This window comes from Planosporangium spinosum (genome assembly GCF_049999945.1).
GTDB classification, from domain to species: Bacteria; Actinomycetota; Actinomycetes; order Mycobacteriales; family Micromonosporaceae; genus Planosporangium; species Planosporangium spinosum.
This window is the reverse complement of record NZ_JBLYUB010000001.1, coordinates 300,937-317,523: the sequence shown is the minus strand read 5'-3', so window position 1 is coordinate 317,523 and position 16,587 is coordinate 300,937. Positions and strand designations below refer to the sequence as shown.

Genomic DNA, 16,587 nt, shown 5'->3' with positions numbered 1-16,587 from the left:
TGTGGCCTTGCACCTCACGTAACGGCAGGTCATAGCGTCGTGGCAGGCGCGATGAGCCCGAGGTGGGCCGGCGGTGGACCGTGGGCGAGCTGGCCCACGCCACCGGCATGACGGTCCGTACCCTGCACCACTACGACGAGCTGGGCCTGGTGTCGCCGGGCGAACGCACCGCGGCCGGGCACCTCCGCTACACCGCCGCAGACGTGCGGCGGCTGTACGGGGTGCGCGCGCTGCGCCAGCTCGGGCTGTCGCTGTCGGAGATCGCCGGGGCGCTCGACCGTACCGGCGACGACCCGGCCGGTCTCCGGCACGTCCTCACCGCGCAGGTGCACCGGCTGCGCACCCAGGCCGAGCGGATTACGCGGCTGCAGGCGCGGCTCGGTGATCTGGTGGCGCAGCGGCGACCGGATCGGTGACCTCAGCTGATGCGGTGCCACTTTGGGCAGTGCGGGCGACCCATTATCTTGCCCAATAAATTGATCAAAGCTAATTTAATGGCGAGATGGCAAACCTGATCCTGGGGAGGAACAATGGCGCCAGATCGCGCCGGCCTCCGGTCGGCTTCTGCGCGTGCAACATTCATGCTGGGGGCTCTTTCCCTGGTGGTCGCGGGTTCAATTCTGGCTCCCACTGCCGCGAGCGCGACCCCTGTGGAGGCGCCGGGTGGTGGAGCCGCCCAAGGGGCGAAGGTGCAATTAGGTATGCGCCTGGTCGGCTTTGATGCCGACGTGGCTCGGGCGCACGGCCTCGAAGTGGTGACCCTGCCGGACGGGTCCCTTGCGTCCGTGCCGGCCGCCAAGGCCGATGCTGCACGCAAAGGTGCGTACGTGCCCACCAGTGGCGTGATCAAGAAGCGGGCGGTGGACGGCCAGGCTGGGAAATCCTCGGGCGATGTGGTGTCGCCCTACGGTTACGGCGAAGCGACGGACCCTAGCTGCGGTACGTCTTGGGTCTACTTGGATCCGATTGGCGGGGCGCGAGCGAACCTCGGCACTGGCATGAAACTCGTCGTGGACGCCGGCGATCCGTGGGACGTTCACTGGCACGTGAATATCGAGGACAATGGTGGGAATTCCACCCAGGCTTACAGTGAGGAGGACGGCTTCCTCGGTCCCTTCTCCTGGACCGCCTACGCTAGGAAGCTGAGCCTGACGCGCGGGTGGGCCCAAGCAACCGTGGTCTGGTACGGCAGCTACACGGTCACTGAGAACGCCTGGGTGTGTTGGTCGGAGGGGCCGTCTGCGGGAGACTCGATCTGGTAGGCGACCACGCGAGCCGGGGATGACGGCTGAATATGGTTCCTCGCGGCATCCCCGGCAGCACTCGGTTGATCGGGTATTTCGAGGAGACGGAGAATATGGAACGAGTTCCCGCGTCGCGTGCCGCCGATTTGCTCGCGGATCGGGCTCGGGACAGGCGGCAGGCACTCCATGAGTGTGACATTCCGATTGTTGCGTTGTCGGAAGCCGCAAAACCTGCTGCGGAACGGTTTGGCGGCTTCGAGCGGTTCAACGACGCCATCACCGCCATCAGGATCGTGTACGGCGCCCGACGGGATGATGTCTGGGTGACCGTCGAAACGGCGCGTTGGGTCGGCACCCGGGTGAGTTCAGCATCCCTGCGTACCCTGGTCGAGGACCACATGCGGCAGTACGGTGACCGGTTCTCCTCGGTTGCCTGGACCGAGGGTGATGCGACGGTGATCGTGGATGGTCAGCCGGTCGCCGGCCGGATCGTGCGTGCCGGCAGCCGGTGGTGGGCGGTGCGCTGCGAGCGCGGCGACATCGAGATCAGTATCGCGGCGCACGACTGGCACCCGGACTCGATCGAGGTGGAGACCCTCACCGACCTCGAACCGCTACTGTCCGATCTGGAGCGAAGGCCGGTGCCGAGACCGCCAGCCGCGCCGCGGGAGCCCGAACCGCTACCGGACGAACTGAGCCGCGAGCCACACCGCGCTCTGGTCGACACCGTTCTCCGGCAAGCCTGCCAGCACACCGAGTGGATGGCCGATGGTGGGCCACCGCCGCAGCTACCGTCGTACTGGTCGAGCCTGTGGCAGGCTGCCATTCAGCGTCAGATGACTCTGGCCGACCAGTCCGAGTCGCAGGCCAAGCGGGCGGTGCAGCGCATGCTGTCGCACCTGTCCGCCCTCCACCACAGCGTCGCCTGGTTCCGCGACGACGACCGGCTGCGGGAGCGGGCCGTTGCCGAGACCCTGCTGTACGCCACCGGGCTCAGCGACGACGTCTCCAGTCGCCGGGCGCAGCAGGCGTGGCAGCGCCGTCGGCAGGCCGGGGATCCTCCTCCCGCCGACTATGCCGAGGTCGAGGCCGAGGGGCGCGCGCAGCAGCACTGGCTCGACGAGTGGGCGGCCTGGGCGCGCGACCACACCGAGGCGCCGCGGTAGGGCCCCGGTACACGCGACCAACCGGAGGCATCGCGGTAGGCGCCCCGGTGCGCCGACCCGCAACATTCACTCTCGTGATGCATTGACAGATCTCTCTCCGCTAGACCACCCTGCTCTCTATCGATGGCTGACAACGTTGTCACAAGGGTGGGAGGCGGGATGTCACGATGGTCTCCGCGCCGGGCCGGCCGGTACACCGGCGGCTTCGGTGCCGTACTGCTCACGGCGACGCTGACGTGTGCGGTGCCGGCGGCAGCGGCCGCCCCGGCCCTCGTCACGGACCCGGCGGCGCTGGTGAATCCGTTCATCGGCACCACGAACCTGGGCAACACCTACCCGGGCGCGGTGACCCCGTTCGGCATGCTCGCCTGGAGTCCGCAGAACACCCGCGGCGACCAGACCCGCACCGCGGCGCCCGGCGGCTACGAGTACACCGTGACCAAGCTCCGCGGCCTCAGCTTGACCCATGTCAGCGGCGTCGGCTGTTCCGGCGCCAACGGCGACATCCCGATCCTGCCGTACGTCGGTGACGTCACCACCTCGCCGACCGCAGACACCACGGACGCGACGTACGCCAGTACGTTCTCGCACACGGCCGAGGCAGCCCGACCCGGCTACTACAAGGTCGGTCTCGACAGCGACGCGACGGCGGAGGTCACCACGACGCCGCGCACCGGCTCCGGTCGCTTCACCTTCCCGGCCGACCGGCCCGCGAGCCTGCTGTTCCGCACCGCCCACTCGGAGACCGGCAGCAGCGACGCCACGGTACGCATCGACGCCGCGAACCGGACGGTGACCGGCTCGGTGACGGCGGGCAACTTCTGTGGCCCGCAGAGCCCGGACAACCGCAAGCCCTACTACACGCTGCACTTCACCGCCCACTTCGATCAGCCGTTCGCGGCGGTCGGAACGTGGACCGACGCGACGCTGAACCCCGGTGCGACCACCGCTTCCGGCGGCACCGGCTACGGCTCAGGCGGCCGGCCGGTGCCGGGCAAGGGATCCGGCGGGTACGTGACGTTCGCGCCCGGCACCACCCGGGTCGACGTCAAGGTGGCGGTCTCGTACGTCAGCCTGCGTAACGCCGAGGCTAACCTGCGCGCCGAGAACCCGCCGGGCCGGTCGTTCGACTCCGTCCGTACGGCCGCGTACGCCGACTGGCGGCGCGCGCTGCGCCGGCTCGGTGTCGGCGGTGGCACCGCCGACCAGCGGACCGTGTTCTACACCGCGCTCTACCACACGATGCTGGAGCCGACCCTGACCAGCGACGTGACCGGCGAGTACGCCGGCGCCGACGGGGCCGTGCACCGGCTGGAGTCCCGGCAGCGGGCGCAGTACGGCACCTTCTCCGGCTGGGATGTGTACCGGGCTCAGGTGCAACTGCTGGCCCTGCTCGACCCGAAGATGGCCAGCGACTACGCGCAGTCGCTGTACAACTATGCCCGGCAACGCGGCGGCGAGTGGGACCGCTGGCTGTTGCAGCACGGCAAGACCAGCGTGATGTCGGGCGACCCGGCCGCGGCCGCCATCGCCGCCATGTACGCCTTCGGCGCGCGCGACTTCGACGTACGCGGCGCGTACGCCTCGCTGGTCACGGCGGCGACCGTGCCGACCGCGAACGACACCAGCGACGCCGGCTGTCCGGTCGAGTGCGTCGGTCAACGGCCCGCCCTCGACCGGTACCTGTCGCTGGGCTACGTCCCCGCCGACGACTGCCACTGCTGGGGCGGCGCGGCGGAGACCCTGGAGGACGCGGCCGCTGACTTCGGCCTCGCCGAGCTGGCCAAGGCCCTGGGCGACACCGCGAACCACCAGAGGTTCCTGGCCCGCTCCGGCAACTGGCGCAACGTCTTCGACCCGGACGCCGCCGCCGATCCCGGCCTGCCGCACAACGTCCGCGCCCATGTCGTCGAGGTCACCGCGAGCGCCGAGAACCCGCCGGGTGAGGGGAAACAGCAGCTCGTCGACGGCGACAAGGGCACCAAGTGGCTCGCGTTCGCCACCACCGGCTGGGTCCAGGTGCAGCTCGACCAGCCGCGCACGGTCACCGAGTACGCCGTGACGTCGGCCAACGACGTCCCGGAGCGCGACCCGAAGGACTGGACCCTGCTCGGCTCGGCCGACGGCGTCACCTGGACGGCGGTGGACACCCGGACCGGTCAGGCGTTCACCGACCGCGGGGTGACCAACCGGTACCCGGTGGCGGACCCGAAGCCATACCGGTACTACCGGCTCGACGTCACGGCCAACCGGGGCGCGCCGATCGTGCAGGTCGCCGAGCTGGAGCTGGCCGACCCGGACGTGCCGACCCCGCCGCCGGTCGACGGGCCGTTCCGCGGCTACATGCGCGACCGGAACGCCGACGGCACCTGGACCACGGGTTTCACCCCGTCCACCGAGCGCGGATTCGTCGAGGGCAGCAGTGCCCGGTACACCTGGATGGTCTACTCCGACGTGGTCGGCCTGGCCCGGCTGATGGGCGGCAACCAGGTGGCGATCGACCGGCTCGACGCCTTCTTCCGCGCCCCCGACGGCAGTTTCGACTTCTCCGGTCGGCAGTCGACCCGCTATGACCCGACCAACGAGCCGGACATCCAGGCGCCGTTCCTCTACAACTACCTCGGCGTGCCGTACAAGACCCAGGAGACGGTACGGGCGGAGCTCGACACCCTGTGGACCAACGCGCCGGGTGGAATCCCCGGCAACGACGACGCCGGGACCATGTCGGCGAAGTACGTCTTCGCGGCGCTCGGCCTGTACCCGGCCATCCCGACCCGGGCCGACCTGGTGCTGTCGTCTCCGCTGTTCCCGCGCGCGACCGTTGAGCTGGCCGGTGGCCGGAAGCTCACCATCGACGCGCCGCAGGCGTCACCGGCCAACCGGTACATCCAGCGTCTGGTGGTCGGCGGGCGGGCGTCGTCGAAGCCGTGGATCCCGGCGGAGTTGCTGCGCACCGGCGGGAGGCTGGTGTACACGCTGGGGCCGACCGCGAACACCGGGTGGGGCAGCGCCCCGGGCGACGTTCCGCCGCAGTTCCCCGCGCCTTGACGTTCTCCCCGCCCTTAACGGGCGGGGATTCCCTCCGCGCTGCGCGCTCAGCGCGCGGCGCGGAGGGTGGATTTCTGCTTCGTCGCGCGGTGCCGGCACGGGTGCCGGTCTTACCTGCGCTCTACAGGCGTTTAGGCTCTCGGCGCGTCCCGCCGCGAGCACGTTGATCGCCGCGTTGAGGTCCCGGTCGTGGACCGCGCCGCACGGGCAGGTCCACGACCGGACGTTCAGCGGCTTGGGTCCGTCGCGCCGGCCGCCATGGAGCAGGCCGACCCGACCTCGCCCTGGCAGCCGACCTCCGCACCGAGATGGACGCGGTCTCCTTGCAGATAGCGTCGACGGCGCCAGCGGTGAGCAGGAACCGGCACACGCCATCATCGTTGGCGCCCGGGACGAACCGCGTGTAATAGTGCAGCACCGCCGGGATGATCCCGGCCGCGCCGTTGGTGGGGGCGGTGACGACGTGGCCACCGGCGGCGTTGTCCTCGTTGACCGCCAAGGCATAGAGCGTGATCCGGTCCATGCCACGCAGCGGGTCGGAGCTGTGCGCCTCGACCGACAGCTTGCGCGACAGCTCCGGCGCGCGGCGGCGCACCCGGAGGCCGTGCGGCGGACGGCTGCCAACGGGTCGAATCGACCGACCGCACGCCCGTCGGACGGGTTGTCGCGTACTCCGGAAGGGGGACTAAAAGATTCGTCGATCTAAATTTTTGACGATCTTCGGGGTACGGTAACGACCCGATCATGAGGTGGCCACCGCCACCCGCGACGGTCGGAGCGTCACGCCCTCACCACCTCGGAGGCTCCCCGTGCCCGGTTCCCCCCACCACCCCCGCCGCGCGCTGTCCGGCCTGCTCGGCGCCGTCGTCGCCGGTACCGCGCTGGCGGTGACACTCGTGTCGCCAGCGGCCGCCACCCCGCCCAACATCCCCGCCAAGTCCACCGCGCAGAGCGAGCTGAACGCGCTGACCGTGGCCGCCGAGGGCGCGATGAGCGGGTACTCGCGCGACCTGTTCCCGCACTGGATCACCGTCTCGGGAAGCTGTAACACCCGCGAGACCGTCCTCAAGCGCGACGGCAGTTCGGTGACCGTCGACAGTACCTGTTACCCGACCTCCGGACGCTGGTACAGCCCGTACGACGGCGCCACCTGGACCAGCCCCGCCGACGTCGACATCGACCACGTGGTACCGCTGGCCGAGGCGTGGCGGTCGGGCGCCAGCGCCTGGACCACCAGCAAGCGGCAGAGCTTCGCCAACGACCTCAGCTACCCGCAGCTGATCGCGGTGACCGACAACGTCAACCAGGCCAAGGGTGACCAGGACCCGTCCACCTGGCAGCCGCCGCTGTCGTCGTACCGGTGCACCTACGCCAAGATGTGGATCCGGTCGAAGTACCACTGGGGACTCACGCTCCAGTCGGCGGAGAAGACCGCCCTGCAGGGCATGCTCAACACCTGCGCGTCCTGACCGGTCCTGGCTGATCCCGCCCGGTCCTTACCCGTCCTCACCCGACGAAGTGGGTGGGAGCGGGCCGGACGTGCCGGTCCTTCATGGATCGTGGAGAGTTGGGCGCCAATATTGGTGCCCAACTCTCCACGATGGGGAATGTGGTGCCACCGGCAAGCGACCTGGCGGGGGCGGCTCCCGCGTAGCATTATCCTAGGATGTTTTGGGGGAGGTGGCCGCCGTCTCACCGCTCACCCGGGGCGTTCCTCCCACTGTTCGCCGAGAAGGGGAGTGCAGGCTTGAGTAGTACCCGGGACGATTTCCTGTCCGCGGCCCGCGCAGCCGCGGACCTGCTGCGTGATCCGGCGGTCGCTGCCGCCTGGCGCAAGCCGAGCGCGTTGCCGGAGTTCAGCGTCGGCGGTCTCGCCGGCCACCTGGCCTACCAGATCCTGGGCGTACCGCAGGCGCTGACCGGGCCGGCACCGCAGGAGCAGACCATCTCCCTGCTCGACCACTACGCCCGGGCGCTGTGGACCGATGCCGCCCTCGATGACGACATCAACGTCCGCATCCGCAACGGTGGCGAGGAACTGGCGGTCGACGGACCCGAGGCGCTGGTGACGCGCGTCGACGCGGCCGTCACCGAACTGGCGGACCTGCTGGCCTCGGAGGCGGGTGGCCGGTCGGTCCGCCTGCCGTTCTGGGGGCCATGGTCACTGCGCCTCGACGACCTGCTGATCACCCGGATGATGGAGCTCGCCGTCCACTCCGACGACCTGGCGGTGAGCGTCGGTGCCGCGACGCCCACGCTGCCGCAGAGCGCCGTCGACACGGTGGTCGACCTGCTGTCCCGGCTGGCCGTACGCCGGCACGGCGCGACCGCTGTCCTTCGGGCGCTCAGCCGCGCCGAACGCACCCCAGCCAGCATCGCCGCGTTCTGAGCCGCTGGGCGGGGACTGCGGACGGGTCTGATCGCGACCTACCCGCCACCGGGTGGACGAGGCGAACCGCCCGGTGGCGGGATGACGATCAGCGTACGGATGCGCAGGACGTCGTGGTCGAGGATCCGCAGCGGTTCCTGGCCGCGGCCCGCCGCGCCTACCGCGAGCTGAACCCCGAGGTGGGCGAGGCCGAGGCGGCCGAGGCGCCGGACGGTACGACGACACGCCGCAGCCGTGGTCAGCCTGCATCACGCCGGCTCCCAGCGGTCGCGGGGGAACGTCACAGGACGAAATCGAACGCCACCTGATCAGTACGCTGGCCGGTCGCCACCATCGCCGCCCACAGGAGGACGACCGACGCGAGGGTCTTCGTCGCGCCGGCGTACGACAGCTCCGGCATTGCGACAAGTCCCGGTCACCGGACGTACCGGGCGATCGGGTTGGCGAGCGTACCGGCCAGTTGCAACGCCCCGGCCGGGTCGGCGAGGTCGACCATCTGCTGGTTGTCGCGCAGTTGCAGCCGGTTGAGGCAGGACAGGGCGAACCGCTCGGTGAACAGGTCGTACCGGGCGAACCGGTCGGCCAGCCCCGGGTTGGCCTCCTGGTAGTCGCGGATACAGGTGGCGACACCGGCCCAGAAGGTGCCCTGGTCGAGCGTGCCGTCGGCGTCGAGGTTCGCCGCCAGGAACCGGAAGAAGCAGTCGAAGACGTCGGTGAAGATGGACAGTACCTTCAGGTTCTCCGGGACGTCGGCGCGGATACGCGCGACCCCATCCGGCAGGTCGGCGTGCGGGTTCATGACGGCGATCTCCTCGGCGATGTCCTTGAAGAAGGCCCGCCGCGGTACGCCCCGCTCGTCGAGCACGAGGATGACGTTCTCCCCGTGCGGCATGAACACGAGGTCGTACGCGTAGAAGCAGTGCAGCAGCGGCGTCAGGTAGGCGTCGAGGTACCGGCGCAGCCAGGTCGCGGCGTCGAGCCCGGAGCCGGCGACGAGCGCCCCGGCGACCGACCGGCCGTCGGCGTCGACGTGCAGCAGCGCCGCCATGGTCGCGGCCCGCTCGCCCGGCTCCAGCAGGGGTACCGGGCTCTCGCGCCACAGCGCGGCGAGCATCTTGCGGTACGGCGAGCCTTTCGGGGAGGCGGCCTCGTACTGCGCGTGGTGGTAGCCGACGGCCGCCCGTTCGCGCAGGATGCCCAGGCCGGTGGCCTTCAGCACCGGGTCGGCCGCGACGAGGTCGGCCAGCCAGTCGTTGATGGCCGGGGTGGCCCGCATGTACTCGGCGGACAGGCCGCGCAGGAAACCCATGTTGAGTACCGACAGGGCGGTCTTCACGTAGTGCTTGGACGGCGCGGTCGTGTTGAAGAAGGTGCGCACGGACTGCTGCGCCAGGTACGCGTCGTCGCCGTGATCCAGACACACCAGCGCGCGCCGCGCCACGTCGCCGGCGAACGTGACCGCCAGCCTGTTCCACCACTGCCACGGGTGTACCGGGATGAGCCGGTAGTCATCGAGGTGCAGCCCCAGCCCGGCCATGGTGCCGGCGAACCGGCGCAGCGTGGCCGGGCTCAGCTCGCCCGTGACCAGCCGGTCGTAGTCGAGGCCGGCGCCGCTGGTGAACGTCGTGCGGTCGCGGCGCGCGGCCAGCCAGATCAGGCGTACCGGGCGGGCGGCCTCCGGGGCGTACGCGCGGTACTCGGCGGCGTCGAAGCCGAGCCGGCCGTTGTTGGCCACGAAGCAGGGGTGGCCCTCGGTCATGGCCGTCTCGACCGCCTGGAAGTCGGCGCGCGCCAGCTCGGCGGCGCTGACCGGCGGTTTGGCCAGCTTGAAGGCGCTGCCGGCCAGGGTGCTGCTGATCTCCTCCAGGTAGACCGGCAGGATCCGCTCGCTCAGGCCCAGCGCGTGGCGCAGGTCGAGGACCAGGTCGAGCGCGTCGAGCGGTAGCTCCGCTCCGTCGCGGTGCCGGCTGATGCTGCCGGCGTCGATACGCCAGTGGTCGAGGGGGCCGACGCGGGCGGTGAACCGGTACTCCACGGTGCCGTCGTCACCGGTGACGGCGTACCGGCCGGGTGCGACCTCGGCCGGGGTGAGCAGCCGCTCATGGGTGAACTCGGCGAGCGCCTTGCGGACCAGCAGCCGGTTGGCGCGGTCCCAGTGTTCGGGGGTCAGGTGGGCGACGGCGTCGGTCGGGTTCATACGTTCGCTCCTCGGGCGGCCGCGATGCGGGCGGCCTCGTAGTCCTCGCGGGTGCAGATGCTCAGGTAGGCGTCCTTGTGCGGCAGGTGGACGGTGTCCACGACGCGGAAGCCGACGTACGCGTTGAGCGCGTGGACGGCCGTGTTGCGCACGTCGGGTTCGACCACGACCCGGTGCGTGTCCGGGTCGGCGAACAGCCACTCCATGACCGTGGTGAGCACCGCGCGGGTGAACCCGGGTACCGGGGTGTCGGTCGGCGCCACCAGGACGTGCATACCGACGTCGCCGGGCTCGACCGGGTACACGCCGCCGAGTTCGGCTCGCGCGTCGTAGCGCTCGACGAGGAACTCCGGCCGGCCGGCGTGCAGCCCGATGACGGCGTCGTGGCCCGGCCGCGCCGCGATCGCCTCGTACTCGGCGACGACATCGGCCGGCGTGGCGTCCCGCATCAACCAGTACACCGACCGGGGGTGGGTGACCCACCCGTGCAGCAACGTGGCGTCGGCGACCGGGTCGACCGGGCGGAGCGTGAACTCACCGAGCCGCTCGTGGGTGTGGGTGAAGACGGTCACGCCGGCGCTCCGAACTTCTGGAAGGCGGTGGACTTCTCGACCGGGTAGTACTCGCGGCCGAGCATGTCGCGGATGATGCAGGCGTTGCGGTACGCGGCCATGCCCAGGTCGGGGGCGGTGAAGCCGTGCGTGTGCAGCTCGGCGTTCTGCACGTAGATCGCCGGCCCGCCGGCGTCGACGCGGTAGTCACGCCGGACGGCGAACCGGCCGGCGTCGTCGAGTGCGATGCGGTCGGCCAGCGGCGTGAGGAACGCCGGTACCTCGTAGCGGTAGCCGGTGGCGAGCACCAGGCCCTGGGTGTCCAGGGTGAAGTCCCGGTCCTGTTCGGTCTGGCGCAGGTCGAGGGTGTACGTGCCGGTCGCGGCGTCGTGCCGGGCGCCCACCAGCGCCGTGTTCGTCATCAGCCTGGTGCGGCACGGCCCGGTGCGGCTCTGCCGGTACAGCAGGTCGAAGATGTCGTTGACGAGGTCGGCGTTGATGCCCTTGTACAGGCTGTGCTGCGACGCGGTGAGCCGGTCGCGGGTCGCGGCGGGCAGCGCGTGGAAGTAGTCGATGTAGTCCGGGGAGGTCAACTCCAGCGTCAGCTTGGTGTACTCCAGCGGGTAGAACCGCGGCGACCGGGTGACCCAGATCAGCTCGTACCCGTGGTTGTCGAGGTCGGCCAGCAGGTCGTGGTAGATCTCGGCGGCGCTCTGGCCGCTGCCGACGACCGTGATGCTGGTCTTGGCCCGGAGCGCGGCCCTGCTGCCGAGGTACTCCGAGCTGTGGACGGCGTCGCCGGGCAGGCCGCGGCAGGCGTCGGGCAGGTACGGCGGGGTGCCGGTGCCGAGGACCAGCCGGCGGGCGCGGTAGGTCGCCGGCTCCCCGCGCACGTTCGCGCGGACCACGTACACCCCGTCCGCCTCGTCGTAGGAGATCGCGGTGACGTGCCGGCCGAAGTGGACGGTGGGTAGCCGCGCGGCGGCCCACCGGCAGTAGTCGCGGTACTCGGCGCGCAGCGGGAAGAAGCTCTCCCGGATGTAGAACGGGTAGAGGCGCCCGGTCTGCTTGAGGTAGTTGAGGAACGAGAACTCGGAGGTGGGGTCGGCCAGGGTGACCAGGTCGGCCAGGAACGGCACCTGGAGGGTGGCGTCGGGCAGCAGCATGCCCGGGTGCCAGTCGAACTCCGGCCGGCTCTCCAGGAACACCCCGTCGAGGCCGTCGATCGGCGCGGTCAGGCAGGCGAGACCCAGGTTGAACGGACCGAGGCCGACGGCCACGAAGTCGTGGATCCGGGCGGGGTCACGAGGCGTGGACAAGGCTGTCTTCTCCCAGGTAGGCGCGAGCGTGCCCGGCGACGAGGTCGAGGACGTCGGTGACGTCGCGTACCGAGGTGTCGGGGTTGAGCAACGTGACCTTCAGGTAGTGCCGGCCGTCGACGACGGTGCCGGCGACGACGCCCGCACCGGAGGCGGACAGCGCGGCGCGGGCGTGTCGGTTGGCCCGGTCCAGCCGGTCGGGGTCCGGCCCGGCCGGCCCGGCCGGCCCGGCCGGCTCGTCCGGCCCGGTCGGGGCGTACCGGAAGACCAGCGTGCTCAACTGCGGCCGGGCCAGCACCTCGAAGCGGGGGTCGGCGTCGAGCCGGCGCCACACCTGCGCCGCCCGGTCGACGACGGCGTCGAACAGCTCGCCGACCGCGTCCGGGCCCATGACCCGCAGGGTCAGCCACAGCTTCAGCGCGTCGAAGCGCCGGGTGGTCTGGATGCTCTTGTCTACCTGGTTGGGGATGCGCTCGACGGCGCTGCGCGCCGGGTTGAGATAGTCGGCGTGGTACGTGACGTGCCGCAGCACCGTCCGGTCACGGACCAGCACCGCGCTGGAACTGACCGGCTGGAAGAAGGACTTGTGGTAGTCGACGGTCACCGAGTCGGCCCGCTCGATCCCGGCCAGCAGGTGCCGCCGGCGCCGCGACACCAGCAGCCCGCAGCCGTACGCCGCGTCGACGTGCAGCCACGCCCCGGCCCGGTCGCACAGGTCGGCGATGGCGGGCAGCGGGTCGATGCTGCCGAAGTCGGTGGTACCGGCGGTCGCGACGACGGCCATCGGTACCGATCCGTCGCGGTGGCACCGATCGAGCGCCCGGGCCAGCGAGGCGGGGCGCATCCGCCGGTCGGCGTCGCACGCCACCGCGACCACGGCGTCCGCGCCGAGCCCGAGCAGCGACGCCGCCTTGGCGACGCTGAAGTGCGCGTACTCGGAGGCGAGGATGCGCAGCCGGGGCAGGATCTCGGCGCGCCGCCGCCCGGTCTTCCCCATCAGTCGGCAGGCCTCCTCGCGGGCCAGCAGCATCGCCTGGAGGTTGGACTGGGTGCCGCCGCTGGTGAACACGCCGTCGGCGGCCGGGCCGAGCCCGATCCGCTCCGCCGTCCAGTCGATCAGGCGGCGTTCGATCAGCGTGCCGCCGGCGCTCTGGTCCCAGGTGTCGAGCGAGGAGTTGACCGCCGTCAGGATCGCCTCGCCGACCAGGGCGGGGATCGCGACCGGGCAGTTGAGGTGCGCGAGGTAGCGCGGGTGGTGGAAGTAGACCGCGTCGCGCAGGTAGACACGCTCCAGTTCGTCGAGCGCGGCGGCCGGGTCGCCCAGCGGGCGGTCCAGGTCGACCGCGGTGATCTCCGGTGCGAGCCGGTCGGCGGTGATCCCGGTGAACGGCCGGTCCACCGCGGCGATCCGGGCCGCGACGCGGTCGACGCCGGCGAGGACCGCCCGCCGGTAGCCGGCGGCGGTGCGGTCGGTGAGCAGGTACGAACTGCTGGTGGTCACGGGGCGTCCTCTCGGTCCGGCTGCATGCCGGCGGCCGGGTCGTCGGGGGCGGGGCCGGCGGGTGCCGGGGCGGCGAGGGCTTCGACGAGAAGGTCCTCTTCGGACGCACCGCGGCGCCAGTAGCCGGTGAAGGTGATCCGGGCACGGTCGACGCCGCGGTCGCCGACGAGGTGGCGGCGCAGCGCCCGTACCGTCGCGGTCTCGCCGGCGACCCAGGCGTACGGGGTACCGGTGGGCAGCTCGGCGGCCTGGATCGCGGCCAGCAGCGTCGGGCTGCCGGCGGTGCCCCGGACCAGCCAGGTGACCGCCGCGTCGGCGCCGGTGGGCAGGTCCCGGATGTCGGCCGGGTCGGCGACCTCGACCCAGGCCCGGGCCGGGGTACCGGCCGGCAGCCAGGCCAGGATGCCGGCGACTGCGGGCAGCGCGGTCTCGTCGCCGGCCAGCAGTACCCAGTCGGTGCCCGGCGGCGGCCGGAAGTCGACGCCGCCGTTGTCGGCGACCGCCGGGCCGAGCACGGTGACCCGGTCACCGGGTACCGCGCGGCCGGCCCAGCGGGAGGCCGGGCCGGTATCGCCGTGCAGGGCGAAGTCGACGTCGAGCTCGTCCGGCCGGCGGCGCTGCTCGCGGACGGTGTACGAGCGCATGACCGCCCGTACCGTGGGGTCCATGGCCCGCCACCGGGCGAACCAGTCGTCGCCGCGGGGTACGACCGGGGCGGCCTGGTAGGGGTGCGGCAGGAACAGCTTGAACCGCTGGTCGCGGCCTCCGCTGGTGAGGTCGGCCAGTCCGTCGCCGGCGAAGGTGACCCGGACCATGGAGGCGCCGAGGCGCGCGGTGCGCACGACGTACAGGTCGGCGAAGCGGAACGGGGCCGTGGTGACCGCGGGCCGCGTGGCGGTGGCCGGCATGTCAGGCCACCTTCCGGGCCCGCTGGACCGCCGTGGCGAGGGCCTCCACGAGCGGCGCGCAGCCGGCGTAGCTGAAGCGTGGCTCGCTCTGCCAGGGCACGACCTGGCCGGCCCTGACCGCGGGCAGGTTCGACCAGGTCGGCTTGGACACCAGGTCCGGCGGTTGGAGGGCGGAGGTACGGCTGTCGAGCAGGATCAGGTCGGCCGGGTACCTGTCGGCGTTCTCCCAGCTCAGGTTCTCGAAGAAGCCGCCGGTGACGTTGGTCGGGGCGACGAACGTCACCCCGAGTCCGGTGAAGTGGCTGAGGTCGGCGTACACCGTGGGGTCGGAGACGTAGAGCAGGTCGGCGCTGGCGGAGGCGGCCATGACCGTGATGCCGCGGTTCGCCGCGGCCGCCCCGCGCAGCGTCTCGCTCGCGCGGTCGAAGCGGGCCTTGGCGTCGGTGACGGCCGTGGCCTTCAGGTCGGCGCCGAGGGCCGCGGCGAGGTCGGCGTAGCGCCGGAGCACCGTCGCCAGGGACACCTTGGCGACGGTGAGCCCGACGCTGGGCGCCAGGGCCAGGATCTTGTCCTTGCTCTCGTCCGGCACGTACCACAGGGCGTCCGGCTGGTACATGTTCGTGACGAGCAGTTCGGGGCGCAGGGACGCGTACTTCTCGAGGTTGAACTCGCCCCAGGCGTTGCCCAGGACCGCGAGCCTGCTCACGTCGAGGTCGCCGGCGAGCGGGTCCGGCCGGCCGTCGGCCAGCCTGGTCGGGCCGAACACCCCGGCGATCCGGTCGCCGACGCCGAAGTCCCGCAGCGCGGCCGCGGCGCCGACGTAGGCGACGACGCGCCGCGGGCGGCCGTTCGCGTCCACCTTCTTCCCGCGGTCGTCGGTGAACGACCAGGTTCCGCCGGCGCTCTTCGCGTCGCCGGAGCCGTCGCCGGAGCCGTCGCCGCAGGCCGCCAGCAAGGCGCCCAGGCCGAGCGTGCCACCGGCGGCTAACAGGCCGCGCCGGGAGAGATGGAGATTGCGGGCAGACGGCATGGCGATGCCTCCCACTCATAGGTAGGTCCGAAGTCAACAGCGATGTCCGCACCGGACCCGTGGGGGAGGGGTAGCCCGGCGTCAGCGGTTGGCATAAGGTTAGCCTTACCTAACTCGATCGTGTCAAGCGGTGCCTCGCGCGCCCCGTCCACATCGGAGCCGTCCGTGTGTCCCACCATGTCCCGAGCCGTCGCCGGGCGGCGCGTGGCGCGTACCGGTGTCATCACCGGGCGCCGCGTGGCGCGTACCGGCGGGCTGCTCACCGCGCTGCTGCTCCTGCTCGCCGTGGTCGCGGCGAGCCTGGCCGTCGGCGCCCGGCAGCTCCCGCTCGTCGACGCCTGGCGCGGGCTGGTCGACGAGTCCGCCGCCGCGTACCCCGTGGTGCACGGGATACGGCTGCCGCGCACCCTGCTGGGGCTACTGGCCGGCGTCGCACTGGGGCTGGCCGGCGGCCTGATGCAGGCGCTGACCCGCAACCCGCTCGCCGACCCCGGCCTGCTCGGCGTCAACGCGGGCGCCGCGGCCGCCGTCGTCTCCGCGATCAGCTTCCTCGGCATCACGTCCCTGGGCGGGTACGTGTGGTTCGCGTTCGCGGGGGCCGGCCTGGTGGCGGCACTCGTCTGGGCCGTCGGCGGCGGGCGCGCGGCCACCCCGGTCCGGTTGGCGCTGGCCGGGACGGCGGTCAACGCGGCGCTGTACGCGTACGTCAACGCGGTGCAACTGCTCGACACCGCCGCACTGGACCGGCTGCGCTTCTGGACGGTCGGCTCCCTCGCCGCCGCGCGGCCCGCGACGGTGACCGGCATCGCCCCCTTCGTCGCGGCCGGGACGCTGCTCGCGGGCGTCCTGGCGCGCCCGCTGAACGTCCTCGTGCTCGGCGACGACGCCGCACGGGCGCTCGGCGGGCGACCGGCCGCTACCCGCGCCGCCGCGATGGTCGCCGTCACGCTGCTGTGCGGCGCGGCGACCGCCGCGTGCGGGCCGATCGTCTTCGTCGGGCTGATGGTGCCGCACCTGGTACGCCCGTTGACCGGTCCCGACCTGCGCTGGCTGCTGCCGTACTGCGCGGTGCTCGCGCCGCTGGCCCTGCTCGGCGCGGACGTGCTCGGCCGGGTGCTGGCCCGGCCCGGCGAGGTTGCGGTCGGCGTCGTCACGGCGGTCCTGGGCGGCGGGTTCTTCCTGGCCGTGGTGCGGCGCACCCGGATGGCGGCGGCATGACGGGCGCGGGAGACGG

The 16,587-nt window shown here is 71.8% G+C and carries 13 protein-coding genes and 2 pseudogenes; 7 read left to right on the top strand and 8 right to left on the bottom strand.

Annotated elements, in window-relative coordinates:
- Nucleotides 1-62: 62 nt before the first annotated feature.
- The 4 genes from ACNTMW_RS01460 (at nt 63) to ACNTMW_RS01445 (ending at nt 5,458) form a co-directional block, all read left to right on the top strand.
- The gene (locus ACNTMW_RS01460) at nt 63-416 is read left to right on the top strand and encodes a MerR family transcriptional regulator (protein ID WP_426631450.1); all 354 of its coding nucleotides are present in this window, start codon (nt 63-65) and stop codon (nt 414-416) included.
- Nucleotides 417-701: 285 nt separating this feature from the next.
- A complete protein-coding gene (locus tag ACNTMW_RS01455; RefSeq protein WP_426631449.1) occupies nt 702-1,262 on the top strand; it encodes a hypothetical protein in 561 nt (186 codons plus the stop codon).
- 65 nt (nt 1,263-1,327) lie between these two features.
- A complete protein-coding gene (locus ACNTMW_RS01450) occupies nt 1,328-2,410 on the top strand; it encodes a hypothetical protein (RefSeq protein WP_426631448.1) in 1,083 nt (360 codons plus the stop codon).
- Between the two features lie 159 nt (nt 2,411-2,569).
- Nucleotides 2,570-5,458, top strand: a complete 2,889-nt coding sequence (locus tag ACNTMW_RS01445; RefSeq protein ID WP_426631447.1) for a GH92 family glycosyl hydrolase — start codon at nt 2,570-2,572, stop codon at nt 5,456-5,458.
- Nucleotides 5,459-5,653: 195 nt separating this feature from the next.
- On the opposite strand, the pseudogene ACNTMW_RS01440 reads toward ACNTMW_RS01445, so the two are convergent.
- Nucleotides 5,654-5,725: pseudogene (locus tag ACNTMW_RS01440) on the bottom strand (hypothetical protein); the annotation flags it as partial.
- Nucleotides 5,710-6,137 (bottom strand): annotated as a pseudogene (locus tag ACNTMW_RS01435) (L-serine ammonia-lyase, iron-sulfur-dependent, subunit alpha); the annotation flags it as partial. The pseudogenes ACNTMW_RS01435 and ACNTMW_RS01440, both read right to left, overlap by 16 nt.
- 130 nt (nt 6,138-6,267) lie before the next feature.
- Between ACNTMW_RS01435 and ACNTMW_RS01430 the strand changes: the two are divergent.
- Nucleotides 6,268-6,927, top strand: coding sequence for an HNH endonuclease family protein (locus tag ACNTMW_RS01430; RefSeq protein WP_426631446.1), 660 nt, complete (start codon nt 6,268-6,270; stop codon nt 6,925-6,927).
- Nucleotides 6,928-7,205: 278 nt separating this feature from the next.
- Nucleotides 7,206-7,847 carry a maleylpyruvate isomerase N-terminal domain-containing protein gene (locus ACNTMW_RS01425; RefSeq protein WP_426631445.1) on the top strand — a complete coding sequence of 214 codons (642 nt, stop codon included), beginning with the start codon at nt 7,206-7,208 and terminating at the stop codon, nt 7,845-7,847.
- A 415-nt stretch (nt 7,848-8,262) separates the two neighbouring features.
- On the opposite strand, the gene ACNTMW_RS01420 is transcribed toward ACNTMW_RS01425, so the two are convergent.
- Genes ACNTMW_RS01420 through ACNTMW_RS01395 form a run of 6 tightly spaced genes read right to left on the bottom strand, consistent with a single transcriptional unit; the run spans nt 8,263 to nt 15,353 of the window.
- Nucleotides 8,263-10,044, bottom strand: coding sequence for an IucA/IucC family protein (locus tag ACNTMW_RS01420; protein ID WP_426631444.1), 1,782 nt, complete (start codon nt 10,042-10,044; stop codon nt 8,263-8,265).
- A complete protein-coding gene (locus ACNTMW_RS01415) occupies nt 10,041-10,616 on the bottom strand; it encodes a GNAT family N-acetyltransferase (RefSeq protein WP_426631443.1) in 576 nt (191 codons plus the stop codon). Before ACNTMW_RS01415 ends, ACNTMW_RS01420 begins: the two co-directional genes overlap by 4 nt.
- Nucleotides 10,613-11,914 carry a lysine N(6)-hydroxylase/L-ornithine N(5)-oxygenase family protein gene (locus tag ACNTMW_RS01410; protein WP_426631442.1) on the bottom strand — a complete coding sequence of 434 codons (1,302 nt, stop codon included), beginning with the start codon at nt 11,912-11,914 and terminating at the stop codon, nt 10,613-10,615. The genes ACNTMW_RS01415 and ACNTMW_RS01410 overlap by 4 nt, the downstream gene beginning before the upstream one ends.
- On the bottom strand, nt 11,898-13,415 hold the full coding sequence (locus ACNTMW_RS01405) for a pyridoxal phosphate-dependent decarboxylase family protein (RefSeq protein ID WP_426631441.1): 1,518 nt from the start codon (nt 13,413-13,415) through the stop codon (nt 11,898-11,900). Before ACNTMW_RS01405 ends, ACNTMW_RS01410 begins: the two co-directional genes overlap by 17 nt.
- Nucleotides 13,412-14,323 carry a siderophore-interacting protein gene (locus tag ACNTMW_RS01400; RefSeq protein ID WP_426631440.1) on the bottom strand — a complete coding sequence of 304 codons (912 nt, stop codon included), beginning with the start codon at nt 14,321-14,323 and terminating at the stop codon, nt 13,412-13,414. Before ACNTMW_RS01400 ends, ACNTMW_RS01405 begins: the two co-directional genes overlap by 4 nt.
- 1 nt (nt 14,324) lies before the next feature.
- Entirely contained in the window at nt 14,325-15,353 is a 1,029-nt protein-coding gene (locus ACNTMW_RS01395; protein WP_426631439.1) for an ABC transporter substrate-binding protein, read from the bottom strand.
- 117 nt (nt 15,354-15,470) lie between these two features.
- On the opposite strand from ACNTMW_RS01395, the gene ACNTMW_RS01390 reads away from it, so the two are divergent.
- A complete protein-coding gene (locus ACNTMW_RS01390) occupies nt 15,471-16,571 on the top strand; it encodes a FecCD family ABC transporter permease (protein WP_426631725.1) in 1,101 nt (366 codons plus the stop codon).
- Nucleotides 16,572-16,587 lie beyond the last annotated feature (16 nt).